Below are 22,837 nucleotides of genomic sequence, written 5' to 3' on the forward strand. Positions count from 1 at the left end.
ACCATATTACTTTTTATACTCCGCAATGATCGCCTTCACTCCATCGGGTGACACCCGTCCGTACACTTTCTCACCTACCAACACTACCGGCGCCAGGCCGCAAGCACCCACACAACGGAGGCAATTGATGGAGAATTTCCCATCAGAGGTAGTCTCTCCTACCTCCACTCCCAGTTCTTTCCTGAACTCCTCCAGCACCCTCTCGGCTCCACGGACATAACAGGCTGTACCGGTACAGACAGAGACAGGATGCTCTCCTTTGGGGATCATCGAGAAAAAAGTGTAGAAAGTAACTACACCATATACCTGTGCAACAGGCAGGTGCAGATTGTGAGCCACCACATCCTGCACTTCTGCAGGTATGTAACCGAACGTATGTTGTATTTCGTGCAATACATTAATCAATTCTCCGGAATCATTGTTGAAAGCATCGCAAATCTCATTGATCTTCCCGATCTTCTCCTTCGGAAGATTCACTCTCACCTCTACACCGTCGGAGCCAGTCACCTTCTCCATATACTCAAACACCGCAGGCGCTATATTTATTTTCTGATTCATAACTATTTCAGATTTAAAATTCAAGATTCAAAATTTGGAATCTTGTCAACTTTCCATTGTCAATTGTCCATTTTCAATTCTCATCCCACCTTTCCACTTTCTTTAACCATGTAAATGGATAGTAACCTCGTTACTCTTCGGGAAATACTCGGTATGGAGCAGTTGGTGCGCTTTATGGCTGCCGGGCTTACCCAGATACTCTTCATAAAGCCTGATGATGGATGGGTTTTCATGTGATTTCCGGATCACTTTACGCTTATCTTCAGTGTAGATGGCCGCAATCCGTTTACTAAGTATCTCACTGTTACCATGATGATAAGGCTGTCCCCCGCCACCAATACATCCTCCCGGGCAGGCCATGATTTCAATCGCATGGTACTGCGACTTGCCGGCCTTTACATCATTCAGCAGCTTACGGGCATTCCCCAGACCATGCGCTATACCTATATTAAGTTGCAATCCGTCGAAATCGACTGTCGCGGAACGGATACCTTCCATGCCCCGCAGCGCATGAAAATCGACTTTTTCCAATGTCTTGCCGGTATAGAGCTCGTATGCCGTACGGCAAGCCGCCTCAATCACTCCTCCGGTATTACCGAAGATCACACCTGCACCGGATGATTCTCCCAGCGGGTCGTCAAAATTCCCATCGGGAAGATTAAGGAAATCTATATTGGCCTGCTTGATAAACGCAGCCAGTTCACGGGTAGAGATGGAATAATCTACGTCGGGGTTACCGTCTGCCTTGAACTCATCGCGCTGGCACTCATATTTCTTTGCCAGACAAGGCATAATGGAGACCACGATCATATCTTTCCGGTTCACTCCTATCTTTTCGGCAAAATAAGACTTGGCGATGGCACCGAACATCTGTTGCGGCGATTTTGCCGTAGAGGGTACATCCAGCAGATCGGGGAAATTATGTTCAAAGAAGTTCACCCATCCCGGACAGCATGATGTGAGGATCGGCAGCCGCACTTCCGTATCTCCTGCCAGATACTGCTGAAGGCGTTGCAGCAACTCTGTCCCCTCCTCCATGATGGTCAGGTCGGCACTGAAGTCGGTATCGAATATGTAATCGAATCCCAGTTCACGAAGGGCAGAGACCATTTTTCCGGTGACCAGCGTACCGGGTGGCAGGCCGAATTCCTCTCCCAAGGCAGCGCGTACGGCAGGAGCCGTCTGCACCACTACTGTTTTAGTGGGATCACTCAAAGCACGGATGATATCGTTGGTATGATCCACCTCGGTCAGTGCGCCGGTCGGACAAACCGACACACACTGTCCGCAATAGGTACAGGGTGAGTCTTCGAGGTTCATCTCGAAAGCAGGTGCCACCACTGACATGAACCCACGGTTCACGGCTGAGAGCGCACCTACAGTCTGCACTTCATTGCACATCATCTCGCACCTGCGGCACATGATACATTTGTCCACATCGCGGATGATGGAAGGAGAAGTATCTTTCCGGTACCGGGATTGCTCACCTTCATACGGCTGGCTTCTGATACCGAACTGTATGGCTAGACTTTGCAGTTCGCATTGTCCCGATTTGGCGCAGACCAGGCAATCGAAAGGATGGTCGGAGATGATCAGTTTGAGCACTGTCGTCCTCGCATTCAACACCCTTATATTGTGGGTATGGATCACCATTCCGTTTTGTGCTTCAGTCATACATGAAGGCGCCAGATTACGGCGTCCTTCCACCTCCACCACACAAATGCGGCATCCGCCCGGTTTATTCTCGATACCCATGTCGCACAGTTCAAAGTGACATAGCGTAGGTATTTCTACACCCGCTTCCCGGGCTGCTTTCAGGATGGTAGTACCCTCTTCTACCTGTACCTTTTTATTATCTATTGTCAGTTCAATCATAATTTCAAATTCAAGATTCAAGATTTAGCTTTGCTGATTTTTAATTTATAATTATACGATTTCATGATTTGACTACGTCGATTTGCAATTCACAATTTCATGATTTATGCCCTACTGATTCATTAGTCATTGGTAATTAGTCATTGGTAATTAGTCATTGGTAATTAGTAATTACTAATTTCAACACTCGCTCTCGGGTAATCATTCATCAGGCTGATGGCATCAAACTGGCATTTCTCCATACAGGCGCCGCATTTGATACATATCTCCTGATTGATAACATGGACCTCTTTCTTTTCACCGCTGATGGCATGTGTGGGGCACACCCTCTTACAGGCCATACATCCGATACAATCCTTCTCCGATATCACATAATAGAGCAAGTCTCTACATTGACCTGAACGGCATTTCTTATCATGCACATGCTCCAGGTACTCATCCATAAAATTATCGAGAGTGGAGAGTACCGGATTGGGGGATGTTTGCCCCAGCCCGCATAATGAAGTATCTTTGATGACACTACCCAAATTTCTGAGTTTCTCGATATCTTCCTGCATCCCTTTCCCATCGGTGATTCTACCGAGGGTTTCATGCAACCGCTTATTACCGATGCGGCAAGGAGCGCATTTTCCGCAGGATTCCTCCACAATAAATCCAAGGTAGAACTTTGCCACCGATACCATACAATCATCCTCATCCAACACGATCATCCCCCCCGACCCCATCATGGAGCCGGCTGCAGTCAGGCTTTCGTAGTCAATAGGCGTGTCGAGATGCTTTTCGGTAAGACAGCCTCCCGACGGCCCTCCGGTCTGCACCGCTTTGAATTTCTTCCCATTCTTGATACCTCCTCCGATCTCATAAATGATCTCCCGGAGTGTAATACCCATAGGTACCTCTATCAACCCCACATTATTGATCTTACCCGCCAGGGCAAATACTTTTGTTCCTTTCGACCGCTCCGTGCCGATAGAGGAAAACCATTCAGCTCCTTTAAGTATAATCACCGGTATATTGGCCAGTGTCTCCACATTGTTCACATTGGTCGGTTTCCCCATGTATCCGCTCTGCGCAGGGAAGGGTGGCTTGTTGGACGGTTCGCCCCGTTTCCCTTCCATGGAATGGATAAGTGCTGTTTCTTCACCGCAGACAAACGCACCGGCACCATATCTCAATTGGATATCGAAACTAAAACCGGTACCAAAGATCTGATCTCCCAGCAATCCATATTCACGCGCCTGAGCGATGGCAATTTTCAACCGCTTAATGGCCAATGGGTATTCCGCCCGGATATAGACCACCCCTTTTGTAGCACCAATGCAATAACCACAGATAGCCATCGCCTCAAGGATAGAGTGCGGGTCACCTTCCAGGATGGAACGATCCATAAATGCTCCGGGATCCCCTTCATCGGCATTGCAGACCACATACTTCTGACTGGCGTCATTCCGGGCAGCGATCTCCCATTTCAATCCGGTTGGGAAACCGGCTCCGCCGCGGCCGCGTAGTCCCGATCGTTTGACCAGATCGATAGTTTGCCGAGGAGTATATTCAGTGAGCACTTTCCCCAACGCCTGATAAGCATCTCGCGCGATCGACTCATCGATATTCTCCGGATCGACGGTACCACAATTACGAAGTGCTATGCGTAATTGCTTTTTATAGAACCCCATATGTTTCGAATCAGGGACATGCTCTTCCGTCTCGGGATCGGTATAAAGCAGCCGGTATACCCGCCGCCCCTTGATAATATGCTCGTCGATGATCTCTTTGGCGTCAACCGGTTTGACCTGCGTGTAAAAAGTGTTATCAGGCAGTATCTTCAGGATAGGGCCTTTTTCACAAAAGCCGAAACATCCGGTGCGAATGATCTGCACCTCCTTCTCCATCCCTTTTCTTTCCACTTCGTCACAAAGCATCTCATATACCAGATTGCTTTCGGATGAATGGCAACCGGTACCTCCACAAACAAGCAAGTGCATTTTGTATTGGCTCATAAGCATCGATTTAAATGGTATTATAATTTTGCGGGATGATGCCATCCACCAATTCCCCTTCTTTGATATAACGCTCGATAATCTCGTCGGCTTTTTCTCTATCCACATAACCGAATACCATAGGCTCCTTACCCGGCAAGGTAATCTCCACGGTAGGTTCTGCGAAGCAGTACCCCATACATCCTGTCTGTGTGACAACCGCATCGATCCTTCTTTTATCGAGCTCCTCCACAAAGAACTCCATCACCTCTTTGGCACCGGAAGCAATACCGCAGGTGGCCATTGCCACTTTCACCTGAACCAGCGATTCGGGATCCTCCGCCCTATCCCTCAGACTCATGCGGGACATTACTTCTTCCTGTCTCTTTTTCAAGTCGGCAAGTGTTTTGATTTCTGTCATATTATTTAAAGTTAATTGTTTATACTTTCTTCGTTCAAGATTCAAAATTCAAGATTTCAGACCTGACTACGTCGATTTACAATTCAGATCCCAGGTTCAAGGTTCCACATCACCCTCTCTCCCAATTTCCCCAGTCTCCCAGTCTCAGTATCTTACCTAACCACATCATCTTTATTCTTTGCTCTTTATTCTTACTTATAAGCATAAAAAGTTGTGCGACGACCGTTTTTTATAAATTTCTCTCAAATTCTCCCGGATATATTCCCTTACCGCACCCAGCATCCGGGGATGTTGTAATTCAATTCCCTGTTTCTTCAACTCATCGGAATCCAGTATAAATTCTGTTTCATCAATTCGACAGGTAAACCGGAAGCAGACATGGGGATTTGCTCTCAATAAAAGAGCAAGATATCCTCCCATATCGCCCAACGGCAGACAGTCGGGATGATCGGTATGGTAGATCGCTTCCATCTCACTGCCTCGGCCTTTTTCCGAAAACACTTTCAGTCTTCCGTCTGTCTGTTCACAGGTCATTTTCAAAAAGGGAACTCCCAAACCGACTTTTCGGGTGGTACGGGTGGTAAAGAAAGGATCGTCCAGTTTCTTCACCGTCTCCGCATCCATACCGGCACCATCATCTTTTATGCGGAACAGCAACGTGTGATCGCGACTATTCACCATCAGGTCGATCTCGATTCTCTGCGCACCGGCACGCAGGGAATTCTGTACGATATCCATCATATGCATCGCCAGATCAATCATAACGTAAATAAAAAAATGCATCTGTAAAACTCTCCCAAGTCGGCTCCTTCATATCAAACCATGTATAGGCACAGGCAATATCCTCCGGATAATGGGCATCTGAACTTTGCAGAAAACGCTTTCCCACCAGTTCGGGATGACTCCTGAGAAATGCGCCCGGGGTTGTCGCCTTCGAAATCTCCAGCGCTTCATATTTCAGGTCAAAAGGAACAAAGCCGAGTTGACTGATCAGGCTGTTCTTCGGCCGGTCGATATGTGCCGGCACAAAAACACCACCCAACCGGTGCACCTGTTCCGCCACATCCTCTATACCATCCTCTATACTCATAAACAACGATCGCTCTTCTTCATAGACGATCCGGTCGTTTTCATCCACTGCGACCTGATATCCAAAGCGAACCGGATCGTTTTTCATATTTGTCATCCGTTCATCCAGATAAGACTGAAACGCTTCCACCGCCCGCAGATGGGGAAAATAACAGAGTGTATGCACCTCTTCCCGTGTATTCACCTCACATCCGGGAATAACATATAGCCCTGCCTTTTCACCCAATTCCATACATGCCCGCACATTCCTTGTGCTGTTATGATCGGTAATGCCGATTATCTGCAACCCTTTCTCCTTCGCAATACGGATAATATTACGAGGACTCATATCCAGATCCCCGCAGGGAGAAAGACAGGTATGTATATGTAAATCGGCGTTCATATTTGCTTACTCCGTGTTAGTAATGAACAAAAACCGAACAACTACTGAATAACCCGAAACAGTTCTCCCGCCGTTTCGAAGGCAGGCTTCTTCGATGCAAGGATGACCACCTCTTCCAATTCGGCCTGCTCCAGCACATCCAGATCCACTTTCCGTTCGTTCACCACGATGATGGCACTCAACTCCTTCAACGAAGCAACCGCTACGATATTTTTGTGCACCTGTGAGGTAATCCAGAGCATACCGGACTGCGCCTTGCCCATCACATCACTTAGCAAATCGGAGACATAAGCGCCGTCCACAACCCTGTCGAGCCATATTTCACCGGACAGGCACTCATAATTCAATTTTTCTTTCAGGTTATTTAGGCTTATTTTCATAACTCATAATTCATAATTTATTTTTCACCTTCCTACTCCCCACTCTCCCAGTCCTCCCAGTCTTTCTACACCTTATCCACATATTTATCGAGCCGTCCCTTCCCCCATATTTTCTCTATAACTACAAAGGCCTGGTCGGGACTCAGTTTATAATTCTTCTCCATCACACGCTGCACAAACACACAGTGCGAGATACTGGCCTTCCCTTGCACAATGTCCTCCGCAAGGTTTCTACAACCGGGTGCGCCACAGGCACCGCAATCGAAACCGGGGAAATAGGTCCTCAGCCTCTCTATGCGTTGCAGTTTGATAAGGGCTTTTTCTATATCCTCATCCAGCAGCAGGCCGTCGCGCGGATAAACGGGATCGACACCCGACATTGTATGAAGTATCTTCTCGTATTCCATCAGAGGGTTTCTCACCCTTCCGTTATCGGCATCTTTCAGTTTTTGCAATCTCTTCTGCCGATGTTCCAACCGCTCCACTGCCAGAAATCGGTTCCCGGGACAGAGAATACCACCCGCACAACCCTGGTCGCAGGCACGCATCTCCAAAAAATCGATATCGGAAACATGTCCCGATTCAAGTTTTTCCAGAAACTCGATCACATTATCCATCCCGTCGATGGCAAGCCCTCTTCCGGGGAAATATTTTTTTTCGGTTCCCGATAACGACCAGTTGACGGAATCGGGTCTCATATTGGCGAAGGTTTTATGTAATCCCGGTTTTTTAAAGCCGTACAATATCTTGGATGCTTTATTGTAAACTGCCGTCATATTGACAGTCCCGTTGATAGGTGATTTCTCTTCTCCTACCGGTGCACGGGCAGCCACAGTTTTCGCAGCACAGGGAGTAACATAATAAATGGATAACTTTTCCGGGGCGAGGCCTTCTTTCTCTTTTGATCTCCGGAGATAAAGTGCGGCAATATCATGAGGCGCTTTCAACCGCATGATCTGCCCGGTGAGTGAAGGATACTGCACCTGGATAAGTCGTACAACCGCAGGACAATAGGAACTGATAAGCGGATGCGAAGGATTTTGTTGCGCCACGGCCTGATAAGCTTCCTTCATGAAATCCACGGCCTGCTCTACTTCGAATACCTCATCAAACCCAACCTGTTTCACGGCACTCAAAACCTGGGTAGCTGAATATTCCGAAGGGAACTGGCCGATAAAAACGGAGGGTACAAGCGCGATCTTATAGTTTTCCGGCGGAAGGGTGCCAAGACCATCATCCTTGGCATAGATGGCCCGCTGCGGACAGACACGGAAACACTCACCGCAATCGACACATCTTTCGGGTTGTATACGCGCATATCCGCCCATGATCCGGATAGCCTGTGTGGAACACACACGCATACAATGGGAACATCCGGTACACCTGTCAGGATCGATCTGTATGGAATGTGTGTAGTTCCTGTCTTTCATAACAGTACCTCATCAAATATTAACTATAAATTCCAGCCGTGTGCCCACACCGGGGATGGAAGTAAGCGTCATCTCGTCACTGTTCTTTTTGATGTTGGGCAGTCCCATTCCCGCTCCGAATCCCATCTGGCGAACCTCTTCCGTGGCCGTAGAAAACCCCTCTTCCATGGCTTTTTCAATATCTTCAATACCGGGACCTTCATCTTCAACCACAACATGGATACAGAACGGTTGAATATCCACACTCATGACACCCCGGCAAGCATGAGCTACTACGTTCATCTCTGCCTCATAAAGCGCTATCGCGATCCTTCGCAACAAAAGCGGGGAAATATTGAACTGTTTCAACGTTTTCTTCACTTCCGAACTCGCACTACCTGCGGCACTGAAATTACTCCCCTCTATGTGGTGCTCTATTTTCAATTGATCTTTCAATTATTCATTGTCAATTGTCAAAATCAGTACATCATCACTACTTCCCGATAAATCGGGACAAGTTGTCCCGACTAGTCGGGATCATTAAATCGACTTTTATACCCATTTCATTCCCGAACCGGTTTCAATCCGTTTTGATAAAGCCTGCCGGCAATTTCAAACACAGTCAATCCGGATTCAATGATCGCTATATTGTTTTCTTTCGCCAGTTGAAGCATCTCGTCCGATATCCGTTTACCGCGAGCGAAAATAATACAGGAAATATTGGATATCTCCGCAGTACGGATCGCCTGCAGAGTGCACAATCCTGTTATCAGGAGCGTGTTTTCCATATAATAACGCAGTACATCGCTCATCAGATCTGAAGCGAAAACATTTGTGTAATCGTGGAATGTATTACAATCGAGTTGAATTGTACCGTTAATAATTTCGTTTACCTGGTGTAAATTCATTTTTTGTTTCAAACAATGTACGAAAACAGCTATCCTTATGTTTCCTGAAAGTGTTATTTCGCAACTATTTATATCATATTACTACTATTTTATCAGAAACAACCTCGTAAAAGTAATATTGCGGAGCAAAAGACATCTTTTTAATAATTTGATTATTAGATAATTAAAACAATTCCCCGCTACATTTCACAAAGTAAAACATTTTCCTTAGATTAAAGAAATTTTTCAGTAATTAAATTCAATAAATTTTTAATATCCTCTTTCCACATAGTGCGTATGCAAGAGATGATGTGACTTCTCACCCAGGGGTTCATTGAGAAAATCCTTATATAGCCTTGCTATTTCCGGATTTTCGTGTGACTTACGTATCGCCTTATGTTCATCTTCAAAATAAATGGATGCGGCACGCCTTTCACGTATTTCCGCATTGGTCGGTATGGGTTGGCCTCCTCCCCCCAAACAACCACCCGGGCATGTCATCACCTCGATGAAAGCATACGCAGATGTGCCATTTTTAATCTGATCCAACAATATACCGGCGTTTTTTAGTGTGTGGGCAACCGCCACTTTCAATATGGTTCCATTCAAATTGACGTCGGCTTCTTTTATCCCCTGCAAGCCCCGGACCGACCTGAAATCGATATTGTCCAGCCTTTTTCCTGTGTAAAGCTCATAGGCAGTTCTCAATGCCGCTTCCATTACACCGCCCGTGGAGCCGAATATAACTGCCGCACCGGTAGATTCGCCCAACGGGCTGTCGAATTCCTCTTCCGGAAGTTGTGTGAATTCAATCCCGGTTTCACGAAACATACGTGCCAGCTCCCGGGTTGTGAGGGAGTAATCCACATCAAAAAAGCGTTCTTTTTCCGTAAGGTTCAATTTTTCTTTCCAGTATTGGAATGCGCCGTCCATTTCAGGCCTGCGTGCTTCATATTTTTTGGCGGTACAGGGCATGATGGATACCACTACGATATCCCGCGGATCAATACCTGTCATTTCTGCATAATAGGTTTTGGCTACCGCGCCGAACATCTGTTGTGGAGATTTACAGGTGGACAAATGCCCCAATAGTTCCGGATAAAAATGCTCGATAAATTTTATCCATCCAGGTGAACAGGAAGTGATCATCGGCAATGTGCCACCGTTTTTTATCCTATGGAGCAATTCGTTTCCCTCTTCCACAATAGTGAGGTCTGCCGCGAAATTGGTATCGAAGACCCGTGAGAATCCAAGCCGCCTCAGGCCGGCCACCATCTGTCCCGTGACCAGGCTCCCATAGGGCATGCCCATTGCTTCTCCGATGCCCACACGGACAGCCGGTGCAGTCTGCACCAGCACTACCTTTTCCGGATCCTGCAACGCTGCCCACACTTCGCTTACCGAACTTTTTTCAGTGATAGCTCCCGTTGGACAAACCAAGGCACACTGGCCGCAATTTGTACAGACGACATTCCCCAATCCTTTATCGAGAAAAGCAGATACCTTTGTTTTCAACCCTCGTCCCGAGAAATCGATCGCTTTTACATCCTGTATATTGTTGCAGACGGCAACACAACGTCCGCAAAGGATACATTTTTCAGGATCACGGACCAGAGAAAGAGAGGAATCATCTTTTGCGTAATACTCTTTGCGGGTCCGTACAAACCGTTTCGAATTGATACCCAATGTAAAGGTCAACTGCTGCAGTTCACAGTTTCCGTTCCGGTCGCAGACCAGGCAATCCTGCGGATGGTTGGCCAATAACAGTTCAACATTCAATTTCCGGGCTTCCATCGCACGCAGGCTGTTGGTCGATATCTCCATCCCTTCGGTAACTTTTGTGATACAGGAGCGCAACAAAGACCTGGCCCCTTTCACCTCTACTACACATACTCCGCAGGATGCATTTTGAGATACATCCTTCAGATAACACAAAGAAGGCACATGAATGCCCACCGAACGGCAGGCTTGCCAGATGGTACATCCTTCGGCTACCTGAACAACCCGGTTATTTATCCTGATTTCCATAATATGCGATTTTACCTATTGACATTTGACATCACACCTCAGGCACCTCTCCACTTCGTTACGGGCCTGTTCACCCGTAAATCCGAATGAGATCTCATTGAAATTATTCATTCTGTCTTTCACCGAGAGTCTTCTGGCCACGTTTTTCGGGCTTGGCTTCGGATTCATGGGCACCTGATTTCCATAATGGAATTCACGCGACAAAAGCTGGAATCTCTCTTCGTTCATCAGCGCCTTGTCAATAGAGGCAGCGGCTTTCTTTGCCATCCCCATTGCCTCTGCGGCGGTTGAAGGACCGCTGACAGCATCGCCGCCGGCATAGATCTTCGGATCAGATGTTTGACAGGTGAACGCATCCACCTTTATTCTGCCATCTTTTTCCATATCCAGACTGTCCCCCAAACTCTTTGAGTCGACCTGCTCCCCGATAGCCAGAATAATGGAATCACAGGGAATTTCTTCCAATATCCCGGTTGGAACAGGTTTCCTTCTTCCCGAACGGTCAATGCCTCCCCGTGACATTTTTTCGATCCGCAGCGCCCTGACCTGTCCGGAGGTATCGGCAATGATCTCATGGGGAGATGAGAGGAATCGATATTTTATTTTTTCTTCTTCCGACTCGGATATCTCAACGGCATTGGCTGGCATGTCACTCTTTTCGCGTCGGTACACAATAGTCACATCCCTACCCATTCGCAGGATACTGCGGGCAGCATCGATGGCTACGTTACCGGCACCGATGATCACTACATGCCGGCCGAGCCCGGGGACTTTACCTGATGCGATCTTTTTTAAAACCTCAGTGCCGGCAAGGACACCCTTTGTATCTTCACCCGGAATATTCAAATCGACATCTTTCCATGCTCCAATCGCCATATAAATAGCGTCAGACTCTTTTCTCAGATCCGTCAACGAGAGATTATTTCCCAATCGTTGATTGAATTTGAATTGAACCCCCAGCTTCTTAATTACCTTTATCTCTTTCTGCAGAAGCTCTTTAGGTAAACGATATTGCGGAATGCCAAAGCGAAGCACTCCGCCGGCCTCCGGCAAGGCGTCGTAAACGATAACCTCATGCCCTAAGCGTACGAGATAAAATGCGGCCGTAAGCCCGGCAGGTCCGGCGCCCACTATGGCGATCCGTTTTCCGGTAGGAGGTAGTTTCTCTTTGACCAACTTCCGATAGATCTCATTCTCTTTCCCGAGTTGATACATGGTGTCCGCCAGATAGCGGTGGATCTCTCCCTGTGAAACCGGCTGATCCAGCATCTCACGCCGGCAACGCATCTGGCAATGGAAGTGGCATATCCTGCCAATCGTTCCCGGCAGCGGATTATCGCGCAGTGTAAGCTCAAAAGCATCCTCATATCTGCCTTCTTTTATCAGTTCGATATAGCCGGGGATGTTCATGTGCAACGGGCAGCTGTTTTCACACAATGCCATATACAACGATTCGCACGTTCCTGCATGACAACGTTTTTCTCTGATATGCTCCTCGTATTCGTGCCTGAAATATCTCAATGTGGTCAGGATCGGATTGGGTGTGGTCTGCCCGAGCGCACAAAGCGACGAATCTTTGATGACACCGCTAAGGAGCTCCAGCACGGCCAAATCGGCAGGAGTCCCTTGCCCCCTTGTGATGCGGGTAAGGATAGCGAGTGCCTGTGCGGATCCTTCGCGGCAGGGTGTACATTTTCCGCACGATTCCCCGGCATTGAATTCGAGAAAATAACGTGCCACATCTACCATGCAGTTGTCCTGGTCCATCACGACCATACCGCCGGAACCCATGATGGCACCTATGCTGTTCAAAGACTCGTAGTCGACAGGTGTGGAAAAATACTCCAACGGTATGCAGCCTCCCGAAGGGCCGCCTGTCTGTACCGCTTTTACCCGCTTGGAAGTGCCTGTCCCTTCACCTATACCGAAGACAAACTGTTCCAGTTTAGAGCCCAGCGGAAGTTCCACCAGTCCGGTATTCTTCACTTTTCCGACCAGCGAAAATACTTTTGTACCGGTACTTTTCTCCGTACCGATGGCGCTGAACCATTCACTCCCTTTCTCTATGATGACAGGTATATTGCACCATGTCTCCACGTTGTTAATGTTCGTGGGCTTTCCATACAATCCCCTGCTTGCAGGATAGGGAGGGCGGGGCATCGGGCGTCCGGCCTTTCCTTCAATGGAAGCGATCAGTGCCGTCTCTTCACCACAAACAAATGCTCCGGCGCCTTCCACAATATCCAGACTAAAGCTGAAGCCGGAATCCAGGATATTTTCACCCAACAGCCCAAATTCTTCAGCCTGCCTGATGGCACTTTTGAGGCGTTTCACGGCAAGCGGATATTCGGCTCTCACATACGCTATCCCTTTATCGGCTCCCATGGCGTATGCACCTATCAACATGCCCTCGATCAGCATGTGCGGGTCGCTCTCGATCTCATTGCGGTTCATATAGGCACCCGGGTCGCCCTCATCTGCATTGCAGATAATATATTTCTGACCGGATTCCTGTTTTTGCATGATCGACCACTTTCTACCGGTAGGGAAACCCGCGCCTCCGCGGCCGCGGAGCTTCGCCTCCATCACCTCGCTGATCACGTCAGCCGGCTCAAAACCGGCAAGCACCTTGACGAGGGCATTGTATCCTCCTACGGCAATATAATCGAGGATATCTTCGGGATCAATGAGTCCGGCATGGCGTAACACTACTTTCTGCTGCCCTTTAAAAAAAGGGATCTCGTCCCAATGCGGAATATCTTGATACCCTTTACCAAATTTCACTTCTGAAGTCAGGAAATCCCATTCGTCTATCCTGCACAAAAGCTTGTTACGGCAGATCGTATTCTTCACCAGGCTTTCGATGATATGTTTTACGTCTTTTTCGTTCACTTTGCTGTAGACCAGCATCGGTTTACCGGGCTGGTAAAGCATTACCATCGGCTCTTCGGCGCAAAAACCGAAACATCCTGTCTGTTTGAGTTTACAATCGATCCCGGTATCTGTGATTTGCTTCCGGATCTGACGATAAACCGTATCAGCTCCATTGCCAATGCCGCAAGTCCCCATCCCTACCAGTATCATTGGCATGGCAGGAAGTATTCTTTCCTGATGCTGCTGCTCTTTTATTAGTTTGATCTCGGACGGTCTCATATGGTTAAAACTATGTTAAGTTATTTTTACCGGTTCTTCGGGACTTTCCTCTTTTCAGTTTGTCCAGTATATTCAGCAATTTCTGTGAATTCACATTGCTGTGAATAATCCCATCCACTTCAACAACAGGAGATTGGGCGCACTGCCCGAAGCAAGCTACCGTTTTGATGGTAAACAGATTGTCGGGAGTGGTATAAGAGGATTCCGTATCGTCTTCATCCCTTTTAAAACCCAGAATAGCGGCGATATCATCCAGCAGGGCTTTCGACCCTTTGGTATGACAAGCTGTACCCCTGCAGACAACAACAGTGTGCTTGCCTTGTGGTTTTAAGTTGAAGTAAGAATAAAAGGAGGCTACACTATATACCTGCGTATAAGGTATTTTCATTTTTCTTGAGATCTCAGCCAACGTTTCGCCGGGAAGATATTTCAGGTGGTTTTTCTCTTGTATCTCTTCCAGCGTCGTAAGCAGCATCCCTGGTTTTCCCCGGTGCTTTTCAATGATCTCATCGAGGAGAGCTTCTGAAACAGGAACATAGGTCAGTGTTTTCATAAAGACAGATTTTTATTATGTATATACAATACAACCGACAATTATACCGGGCAGACGGCTTCTTTGGCTTAACCATACTATTACACCTACAAATATAATACACTTATATCGATTAAAGAAATTTTTCTTTAATTATTTTCCGGTAAATTCCCCAATCTTACACAACAGACATAATATATCTGATAATCTACTATTTAATCCGAGGTTCAATGCCATTATCTATGGTGTATAAAAACCATAAGAACAAGGCTCCTCCGAAATTGGCATGGTTAATCTTTTCAAACCGGATAAAATAAAGCAATTCGCTTAATAAACAATAAACAGAAACAAATCTGTTTGACAATGTTATAGCAAATATCTATGTTTATTTATGAATTATTTTGTACTTTTGCAGCCAAAGAGCCATCATCTATCCGCACACATTCAAAGATGATTTATTTCGCTATGTGTGAATGGAATAAATTTATTTGGAATAAAAATGGCTGAGAAAAGACCCTATTTATGCATAATTCAGAACTGAGTGAACAGGAAATCATACGCAGGCAAAGCCTGGAAGAGTTGAGAGCACTGGGAGTGGAACCTTATCCCGCCGCACTGTATAATGTAAATGCCTATTCCACCGAGATAAAAGATGAATTCAACGACGACGCCGAGCAGCGTAAAGTAAGTATTGCCGGACGGATCATGAGCCGCCGGATCATGGGGAAAGCATCCTTTATTGAGTTAATGGACTCCAAAGGTCGTATTCAGGTCTATATTACGCGCGACAATATTTGCCCTGATGAAGATAAAGAATTCTATAACACCGTCTTCAAAAGACTGACTGATATAGGTGATTTCGTCGGAATTGAGGGTTTCGTTTTCCGCACCAAAACAGGGGAGATCTCCGTACATGCAGAAAAACTCACCTTGTTGTCAAAATCATTGAGACCGCTGCCTGTCGTGAAAATGAAAGACGGCGTGGCGTACGATAAATTCTCCGATCCCGAATTACGGTACCGCAGGCGGTATGTAGACTTGTTAGTGAATGACGGTATAAAAGATATTTTCGTAAAGCGTACCCGCATCTTCGATGCCATGCGTGAATTCTTTAACGGCTATGGCTATCTGGAAGTAGATACCCCCGTACTGCAAAATATTCCCGGTGGAGCTGCAGCGAGACCATTCATCACCCACATGAATGCACTCGATATCGAACTCTATCTCCGGATCGCCAATGAACTTTATCTGAAACGGTTGATCGTGGGCGGACTTGAGGGTGTTTATGAGTTCTCACGCAACTTCCGCAATGAGGGGATGGATCGGACGCACAATCCGGAATTCACGGTAATGGAAATATACGTTTCCTATAAAGATTATAAGTGGATGATGGAGTTCACCGAACAGATGCTGGAGCACGTTACGATGAAAGTACTCGGGACGACAAAAGCGAAAGTGGGTGATACGGAGATCGATTTCAAAGCGCCCTATCGACGGGTTACCATGATCGACGCCATCAAGGAACACACCGGCATTGATATCAGTGGAATGGACGAGGCTCAACTGCGTGATATATGTAAACAGCTGGATGTGGAACAGGACGAGACCATGGGTAAAGGCAAACTGATCGACGAGATCTTCGGTGAAAAAGCCGAAGGAAAATATATACAGCCTACCTTTATCATCGACTATCCCATCGAGATGTCACCACTCTGTAAACGCCATCGTGAAAATCCTGACCTGACCGAACGGTTTGAACTGATGGTCAACGGGAAAGAGCTGGCCAACGCCTATACGGAACTGAATGATCCGATTGACCAGCGTGAACGATTTGAAGAGCAACTCCGGCTCTCGGAGAAAGGAGACGATGAAGCAATGTTCATAGACCAGGATTTCCTGCGCGCCTTAGAATACGGCATGCCCCCCACATCAGGGATGGGTATCGGGATGGACAGGCTTGCCATGTTGCTTACGGGACAAACCTCTATACAGGAAGTGCTGCTTTTCCCGATGATGCGTCCGGAAAAAACAGTCAAAAAAGATGCCGCATCACATTATACCGACATCGGTATCCCGCAGGAGTGGGTCGATCCGCTTCAGCAGGCGGGATATATCCGGGTAAAAAGTCTCAAAGAACTGAATCCCAACAAACTCCATCAGGAGATATGTGGATTGAATAAAAAATTCAAACTGAATTTGGTCAATCCTACTCCTGATGAGGTAAAAACATGGGTAGCTAATGCCTCGGAACTTTAAAGCCTGATTGTAAAAAAACATATAATGGATTCTATCGGCAAAATTTGTATTCTGGGCGGCGGAACATGGGGAACGGCGCTGGCAAAAATCGTACTGATGAACCAGAAGCATATGAACTGGTTCATCCGGCGGGATGATCAGATAGAGGGTTTTTATAAGCTCGGCCACAACCCCGGCTATCTGCCCAATGTGAAATTCAACCTGGCCCAGATCACCTTCTATTCGAATCTGGAAAAGGCAATCAAGGACTCCGACACCATCATCATCGCTATCCCTTCTCCCTATGTGAAACAATATTTCCGGCGTATCTGGAACAATACCTTCAAAGGAAAATTCATGGTATCGGCACTGAAAGGGATCATTCCAAACGACAACATGGTGATGAGTGAATTCCTTGCCAGTAATTTTAAGATTCCTATCGAAAATACAGGCGTGCTTTCCGGCCCCTGCCATGCCGAAGAGGTGGCATTGGAACGGCTCTCATTCCTGACCGTTGCCAGCAAAGACCAGACAAAGGCGAAACTGCTTTCGGAAGCCATCAACTCGAGAATACTCAAGGCTGCCGTCTCGGATGATGTGGTGGGTATTGAACTGGCTGCCGTACTGAAGAACATCTACGCCATCGCTGCAGGTATCTGCCAGGGATTGTTGTATGGCGATAATTTCCAGGCGGTGCTGATGAGCAACTGCGCCAAGGAGATGTCGCGATTCCTCAATGGAGTGATTCCGCTTGAACGCAACATCACCGAACAGCACTACCTTGGAGACATGCTTGTGACAGGCTATTCACAGTTCAGTAGGAACAGAACGCTCGGAGCAATGATCGGGAAAGGCTATTCCGTGAAGTCAGCGCAACTGGAAATGGAGATGATTGCGGAAGGATACTACGGGGCAAAGTGTATCCATGAATTGAACAGCCGCTTCAACATCGATATCCCCATTGCAGAAACGGTCTACCGGATACTTTACGAAAAGCTCTCCCCACAAAATGGCATTAAGAAGCTGATCGACTTCTTCTGAAAAATCAGAGGAAGAGCGGAAAAGTGACCGGGGAGACCGGGTGAATGGGAGACCGGGGAGAAGGCCCCTAAGTGGGAAGCGAAGGAATTTAATAAGACTAAATAATGAAGAATTATTATTCTTGACTTCTCAACTTCAGACTTCTAATTTCTAGTTTCAATCAAATAAACAAATCAACAAAAAATGGATACGATTCAATTACAGATTAAAGATCTCTCCGGATTCCTTTCGGAAGAGGATATTCTGAAACAGTCGGCACAGGCAGCAGCCTGCAACCAGGCGCTCCATAACGGCTCCCGCGAGGGGAATGATTTCTTGGGATGGGTAGACCTACCTTCTTCAATTACTGATCAGGTATTGAGAGAAATTGAAGATGCAGCCACAGTACTCCGCACTCACTGCGATGCTGTGGTAGTAGTGGGTATTGGCGGAAGTTACCTCGGCGCCCGTGCGGTGATCGACGCGCTCTCCTCTTCATTCGACTGGTTACAGGAAAAAGAAGACCGCAAAAATCCTGTCATCCTTTATGCCGGGAACAATATCAGCGAAGACTACCTTTACGAACTGATGCGGTACCTCAATGACAAGCGATTCGGTATCATCAATATCTCGAAATCGGGTACAACCACCGAACCGGCCATCGCTTTCCGGTTACTGAAAGACCAACTGGAGGAGAAGGTGGGCAAAGAGGAAGCCAGAAAACGGATTGTAGCCATCACCGATGCATCGAAAGGTGCGCTTCGGACCTTGGCCGACACCGAAGGATACAAAACATTTGTTATCCCCGATAATGTAGGAGGGCGTTACTCCGTACTCACACCGGTGGGATTACTTCCGATTGCCGTAGCAGGAATAGATATCCGTAAACTGGTAGCCGGAGCTGTGGAGATAGAAAAGGCTACCGTGCCTTCCACTTCGTTCGATTACAATCTCCCCGCCATCTACGCGGTAATCCGCAATGAACTATATAAACGGGGTAAGAAGATCGAGATCCTGGTGAATTATCACCCCAAACTCCACTTCCTGGCCGAGTGGTGGAAACAACTCTACGGCGAAAGTGAAGGAAAAGAGAATGTGGGTATCTTTCCGGCTGCGGTCGATTTCACTACCGACCTGCACTCCATGGGTCAGTGGATACAGGAAGGTGAACGCACCATCTTCGAAACGGTGATAACGATTGGAGAAGCCAACGAGAAAGTACAGATTCCCCATGATGACAAGGACCTCGACGGGTTGAACTACTTAGAGGGAAAACGGGTGGATGAAGTCAACAAGATGGCGGAACTGGGCACCCGCATCGCCCATGTGGATGGAGGCGTCCCCAACCTCACAATAGAGATACCCAAGTTGAACGAAAAGTATATCGGACAATTGATCTATTTTTTCGAAAAAGCGTGCGGCATCAGCGGCTATCTACTCGGGATCAACCCCTTCGACCAACCGGGAGTAGAAGCTTACAAAAAGAATATGTTCGCCCTGCTGGAAAAACCGGGCTTCGAAGAAGCAACCAAAGCAATCAAAGCAAGGTTATAAGCCAACAATCACCTATTGGAAAATCGGACAAGCCCATGTTTGTCCGATTTTTTGTTTTTTCAATGGGTCAGGAGGGATTTTTCATCTATCTATATGGTTTTCAAAAGAAAATCATCTATATTTGGAGAAAAATCAGAAACAATGTCAACCGCTGAATTAAAATTACAAATATTCCCACAGGTAGATTCCCTTGACCAAAAGAGTCTGGAAAAGTTGCATCATATTGTGGATACACTTATTGATCGTCTATATAATAGCATAATACATTAGCAGGGATAGCAATCAGCGTTCCGAAATACTTCAGAAAAAGGTATTATTATTTTTATTTGGTAGCGTCTGTTGGATTGTTAATCGGCCCAATGTATTCTTTTGCGACAACCAAATTTGCAAATTTGATGTAGCTGGAAGGGGCGTTGGGATCATCATGAAAAAACTCGAACCAAAGCCAGTTGATGTTCAGATCAACATCTGTTCTCCATTGAAACCCTTCGAATGGAGTACCAGCAGGGTTGTTATACCATTTATCCCTTAACCAGTAGCCATTCGGGAAACCAGGTCCCCAGTGACCGACAGGAACACCATCTTGCCAGACTTTCAATTCACCATTATGGGCGGTAACCGGATCATTCAATTTGATCATTATTTCAATACACATCCATTCGTCAAACGTGACTACTGGAGCTTCTTCGGAGGCAGGCGAGTTATAACCTGCACGACCTTCATTAATCGTTGTATTTCCATAACAGTTTTCTCCTTCATTGAAGCTACGCATGCCTCCCCAATAAAGATAGGTATCCATTCCCTCCGGAGCCTGGGAATTTCTCCAAACAGGTTCGTAGGAGATAATCAACCTGCTGTCTCCCAAACCACAGGTGCCTGCTCTGGGAAATGTGTACGAAGTTGAAGGATTGTGACCACCAAACCATACACTCTCATGATGAAAATATCCATTTGACGATGTTGGATATTTCACATAGTAGCGGACATAAATAATGTTGTTAAATCCCGGTGAAAATTTTTTGAACAAATGACCACCATTATTTACCCCGCCGCTTATACTGGTCATTTTTAAAGAATACGATTCCTTACTTCCTGTAGGTACGTCTACCTCGTCTATCGACATTCCTTCAGGATTCAATTTATCATCATATCGACTAAGAATGTTTGTCATCCCGTTGTTAAACTTTTCAACATAAAGAACGTTAGCGTCATTTTCAATTCCTATGTCATTTGGATAAGAATCTGCAAGTGATACATTGGTAAAAGTAACAATCACTTTAATAACTGTTGATTTATTTTGTCCATCGGTCACTGTGACAACTGTTTCGCCAACATTTACTCCTTTTATGATAATCGTTGTTTCCTTTACAGTGGCAGTAACCTTTGTCTCATCGGCAGATTGTATAGAATAATTTCCGTTGCCGGTTTTAATCTTAACTTGAGCCTCTTCTCCCACTTTTACTGAAATTTCAGCCTTATCCACAGTCAGTTCTATGCTTGAATTCCCACTTCCGTACGAAACAAGCACAACAATCAGGTTTATTGCTAATAATATGCTTAGCGCTCTTTTCACAATTATTTTAATATTGATGTATCTAATTACAGTAATTGGTAAATCATATAATCTCATAAAACCATTGGATTACAGTTCTGATTTATGAATTACTCTTAGGTTAAGACGTATTTATATTACCGATGAATATATTTTTCGAAATTTTTCTCATAACATAATTATTTTGTACTATTTTAATTGCAAATAAACAAAAAGTAAACAAGGAGACGTAACAATAATCAACTACTGCAAAACAAAAAATCATATTATACGGCTATAATAACCGTTTGTCAAGGTTATTCTTCCCCGGTACAGGATAATTAAAAGCAGCGTCATCCAACACAAGTATCCAGTCAGTTAACTCTCCCTTATCGGGCGAAATAAATGTTCTTTTATCCTGCACATTTTCAAATGTATCAAAAAGGGTTGCTTCTCCATTCCGCGGATTATACCACCATGCTTTTATCTTTATTCCTTTTATGACTTTCATATTGACAGTAAAAGCACGTCCCACAGGACAGTAAATCATCACGTAAGTACCATCCGTATCCCGGGTTGCCACGAACCGGTAACGACCCTCCCCGGGAACTGAAGTCGGGATCTCTCCCTTCACTATAATTGAGGGATCAGGTATTCTCGTAAGGAAAGGACGCGATTCCATCAGTCTCTTTCCATAGATCATCTGCGAAGCTCCCGGTTGGTCAAGCGCATCTTTCCACGACATTAACGGATTATTGATAGGACGTCTTTCTTTTTCAGGATCGTACATCTGCCATATCGAATGATGCCCATAGGTATGACCGAATGCACCATCAAAAAGGTTCCAGTACAGTGTCCTTCTCACATCGGCAGCTATAGAATGCCCCTGATTGGCAGCATCAAAATGTATGGGATGATCTTCATATAAGGGTTCCCCATCGAATACCGGTTTAATAGGTTCCCTGTTATAATCATTCAGTGTTTTACTATACTTGCTTGTATAATCAGGGGTATGTCCGTTCTGACGCATATTGAAATCCAACCAGGCATCGTTATGGAATGATTCTGCAGAACCTCTTCCACCACGCGGATGAAAACTCAGAAGATGTGTTCCGTCATCACCCGCTTTAATGCCTTCAGCCATTGCCCTTGTTATTTCATAATGGAGGTCGCTGGTTACAAACCTGTCACCTCCTAATATCCATATTACATTTTTATCTTTATACCGTCTTCCTAAAAACTCACCGTAAATCCGGGCATTTTCGGGTGTGAAAATCAGGAATTTCTCATCATGCCAGTAACGTCCCCATGTAGGAAGGAAACCAATGTACATTCCGAGATCATTTGCCCTATCAACAATATAGTCTACATGGTCCCAATAATCGTTATCAGGATCCTCTTTTACGGCCGGTTGTGCAGGATCCAGATCATTAAGCGGCAGATGACCGTAAGGGTTTGGCACGGTATGTCCATCCAATTCCGCCAATGCCACTGCCTGGATAACATTAAAACCTTTTTCCGCTCTGTCTTCCAGATATTTATTGACCTCTTCCCTATTCAGGCGGTGAAAAAGCTCCCAGGCGGTATCACCAAGATAGAAAAAAGGAGTGCCATCCTCATGTTGCAGAAAACGTTTATTCTCCGAAACTTCTAATTTTCCACGAGAAAAAACATCCTGTTCCGGCTGTTTCGGATTTACAGTAGAACATGAAAATAAAACCGCAAGAAGTAGGAAATTAGATAAAATTCGTAAGATCATAAGCTTCAGAGTTGAAATTAATTTATAACTATTAGAAAACTCACATTA

At 46.0% G+C, this 22,837-nt stretch carries 18 protein-coding genes; 3 read left to right on the forward strand and 15 right to left on the reverse strand.

All coding sequences use genetic code 11. From position 1 onward, the window contains the following. Positions 1-6: 6 nt before the first annotated feature. From PSM36_RS14810 to PSM36_RS14870, 13 genes are all read right to left on the reverse strand, one after another. Complete coding sequence (locus PSM36_RS14810) at positions 7-516, reverse strand: NADH-quinone oxidoreductase subunit NuoE family protein (protein WP_076932302.1); 510 nt, start codon at positions 514-516, stop codon at positions 7-9. Between the two features lie 144 nt (positions 517-660). After that, positions 661-2,433 carry an NADH-dependent [FeFe] hydrogenase, group A6 gene (locus tag PSM36_RS14815; RefSeq protein ID WP_076932303.1) on the reverse strand — a complete coding sequence of 591 codons (1,773 nt, stop codon included), beginning with the start codon at positions 2,431-2,433 and terminating at the stop codon, positions 661-663. A 164-nt stretch (positions 2,434-2,597) separates the two neighbouring features. Next, positions 2,598-4,430, reverse strand: a complete 1,833-nt coding sequence (locus PSM36_RS14820; protein WP_076932304.1) for an NADH-quinone oxidoreductase subunit NuoF — start codon at positions 4,428-4,430, stop codon at positions 2,598-2,600. Between the two features lie 10 nt (positions 4,431-4,440). Next, positions 4,441-4,830 carry a (2Fe-2S) ferredoxin domain-containing protein gene (locus tag PSM36_RS14825; RefSeq protein WP_076931573.1) on the reverse strand — a complete coding sequence of 130 codons (390 nt, stop codon included), beginning with the start codon at positions 4,828-4,830 and terminating at the stop codon, positions 4,441-4,443. A 195-nt stretch (positions 4,831-5,025) separates the two neighbouring features. Beyond that, positions 5,026-5,592, reverse strand: a complete 567-nt coding sequence (locus tag PSM36_RS14830; RefSeq protein ID WP_076931574.1) for an ATP-binding protein — start codon at positions 5,590-5,592, stop codon at positions 5,026-5,028. Next, complete coding sequence (locus PSM36_RS14835) at positions 5,585-6,301, reverse strand: PHP domain-containing protein (RefSeq protein ID WP_076931575.1); 717 nt, start codon at positions 6,299-6,301, stop codon at positions 5,585-5,587. Before PSM36_RS14835 ends, PSM36_RS14830 begins: the two co-directional genes overlap by 8 nt. Positions 6,302-6,342: 41 nt before the next feature. Then, on the reverse strand, positions 6,343-6,681 hold the full coding sequence (locus tag PSM36_RS14840; RefSeq protein ID WP_076931576.1) for a hypothetical protein: 339 nt from the start codon (positions 6,679-6,681) through the stop codon (positions 6,343-6,345). A gap of 65 nt (positions 6,682-6,746) precedes the next feature. Further along, positions 6,747-8,111 (reverse strand): [Fe-Fe] hydrogenase large subunit C-terminal domain-containing protein, encoded by a 1,365-nt coding sequence (locus PSM36_RS14845; protein ID WP_076931577.1) that lies wholly within the window; start codon positions 8,109-8,111, stop codon positions 6,747-6,749. Between the two features lie 12 nt (positions 8,112-8,123). After that, positions 8,124-8,534 carry an ATP-binding protein gene (locus PSM36_RS14850; protein ID WP_076932305.1) on the reverse strand — a complete coding sequence of 137 codons (411 nt, stop codon included), beginning with the start codon at positions 8,532-8,534 and terminating at the stop codon, positions 8,124-8,126. Positions 8,535-8,653: 119 nt separating this feature from the next. After that, positions 8,654-8,998 carry a DRTGG domain-containing protein gene (locus PSM36_RS14855; RefSeq protein ID WP_076931578.1) on the reverse strand — a complete coding sequence of 115 codons (345 nt, stop codon included), beginning with the start codon at positions 8,996-8,998 and terminating at the stop codon, positions 8,654-8,656. Positions 8,999-9,247: 249 nt separating this feature from the next. Continuing rightward, complete coding sequence (locus PSM36_RS14860; protein WP_076931579.1) at positions 9,248-11,005, reverse strand: NADH-dependent [FeFe] hydrogenase, group A6; 1,758 nt, start codon at positions 11,003-11,005, stop codon at positions 9,248-9,250. Between the two features lie 15 nt (positions 11,006-11,020). Further along, the gene (locus PSM36_RS14865; protein WP_076931580.1) at positions 11,021-14,158 is read right to left on the reverse strand and encodes an FAD-dependent oxidoreductase; all 3,138 of its coding nucleotides are present in this window, start codon (positions 14,156-14,158) and stop codon (positions 11,021-11,023) included. A gap of 10 nt (positions 14,159-14,168) precedes the next feature. Next, a complete protein-coding gene (locus tag PSM36_RS14870) occupies positions 14,169-14,711 on the reverse strand; it encodes an NADH-quinone oxidoreductase subunit NuoE family protein (RefSeq protein WP_076931581.1) in 543 nt (180 codons plus the stop codon). A 501-nt stretch (positions 14,712-15,212) separates the two neighbouring features. Between PSM36_RS14870 and lysS the strand changes: the two genes are divergently transcribed. The 3 genes from lysS to PSM36_RS14885 all read left to right on the forward strand — a co-directional run bounded on the left by lysS (position 15,213) and on the right by PSM36_RS14885 (position 19,499). Continuing rightward, positions 15,213-16,946 carry a lysine--tRNA ligase gene (gene lysS / locus PSM36_RS14875; RefSeq protein ID WP_076931582.1) on the forward strand — a complete coding sequence of 578 codons (1,734 nt, stop codon included), beginning with the start codon at positions 15,213-15,215 and terminating at the stop codon, positions 16,944-16,946. A 24-nt stretch (positions 16,947-16,970) separates the two neighbouring features. Then, positions 16,971-17,966 carry an NAD(P)H-dependent glycerol-3-phosphate dehydrogenase gene (locus tag PSM36_RS14880; protein WP_076931583.1) on the forward strand — a complete coding sequence of 332 codons (996 nt, stop codon included), beginning with the start codon at positions 16,971-16,973 and terminating at the stop codon, positions 17,964-17,966. A gap of 183 nt (positions 17,967-18,149) precedes the next feature. Next, entirely contained in the window at positions 18,150-19,499 is a 1,350-nt protein-coding gene (locus PSM36_RS14885) for a glucose-6-phosphate isomerase (RefSeq protein ID WP_076931584.1), read from the forward strand. Positions 19,500-19,821: 322 nt separating this feature from the next. Here the strand turns inward: PSM36_RS14885 and PSM36_RS14890 are convergent, their stop codons facing one another. Further along, on the reverse strand, positions 19,822-21,129 hold the full coding sequence (locus tag PSM36_RS14890) for an Ig-like domain-containing protein (protein WP_154671042.1): 1,308 nt from the start codon (positions 21,127-21,129) through the stop codon (positions 19,822-19,824). Positions 21,130-21,325: 196 nt separating this feature from the next. Next, positions 21,326-22,789, reverse strand: coding sequence for a glycoside hydrolase family 140 protein (locus PSM36_RS14895; protein ID WP_076931586.1), 1,464 nt, complete (start codon positions 22,787-22,789; stop codon positions 21,326-21,328). Positions 22,790-22,837: the final 48 nt, after the last annotated feature.

This window comes from Proteiniphilum saccharofermentans (assembly GCF_900095135.1).
GTDB lineage: Bacteria > Bacteroidota > Bacteroidia > Bacteroidales > Dysgonomonadaceae > Proteiniphilum > Proteiniphilum saccharofermentans.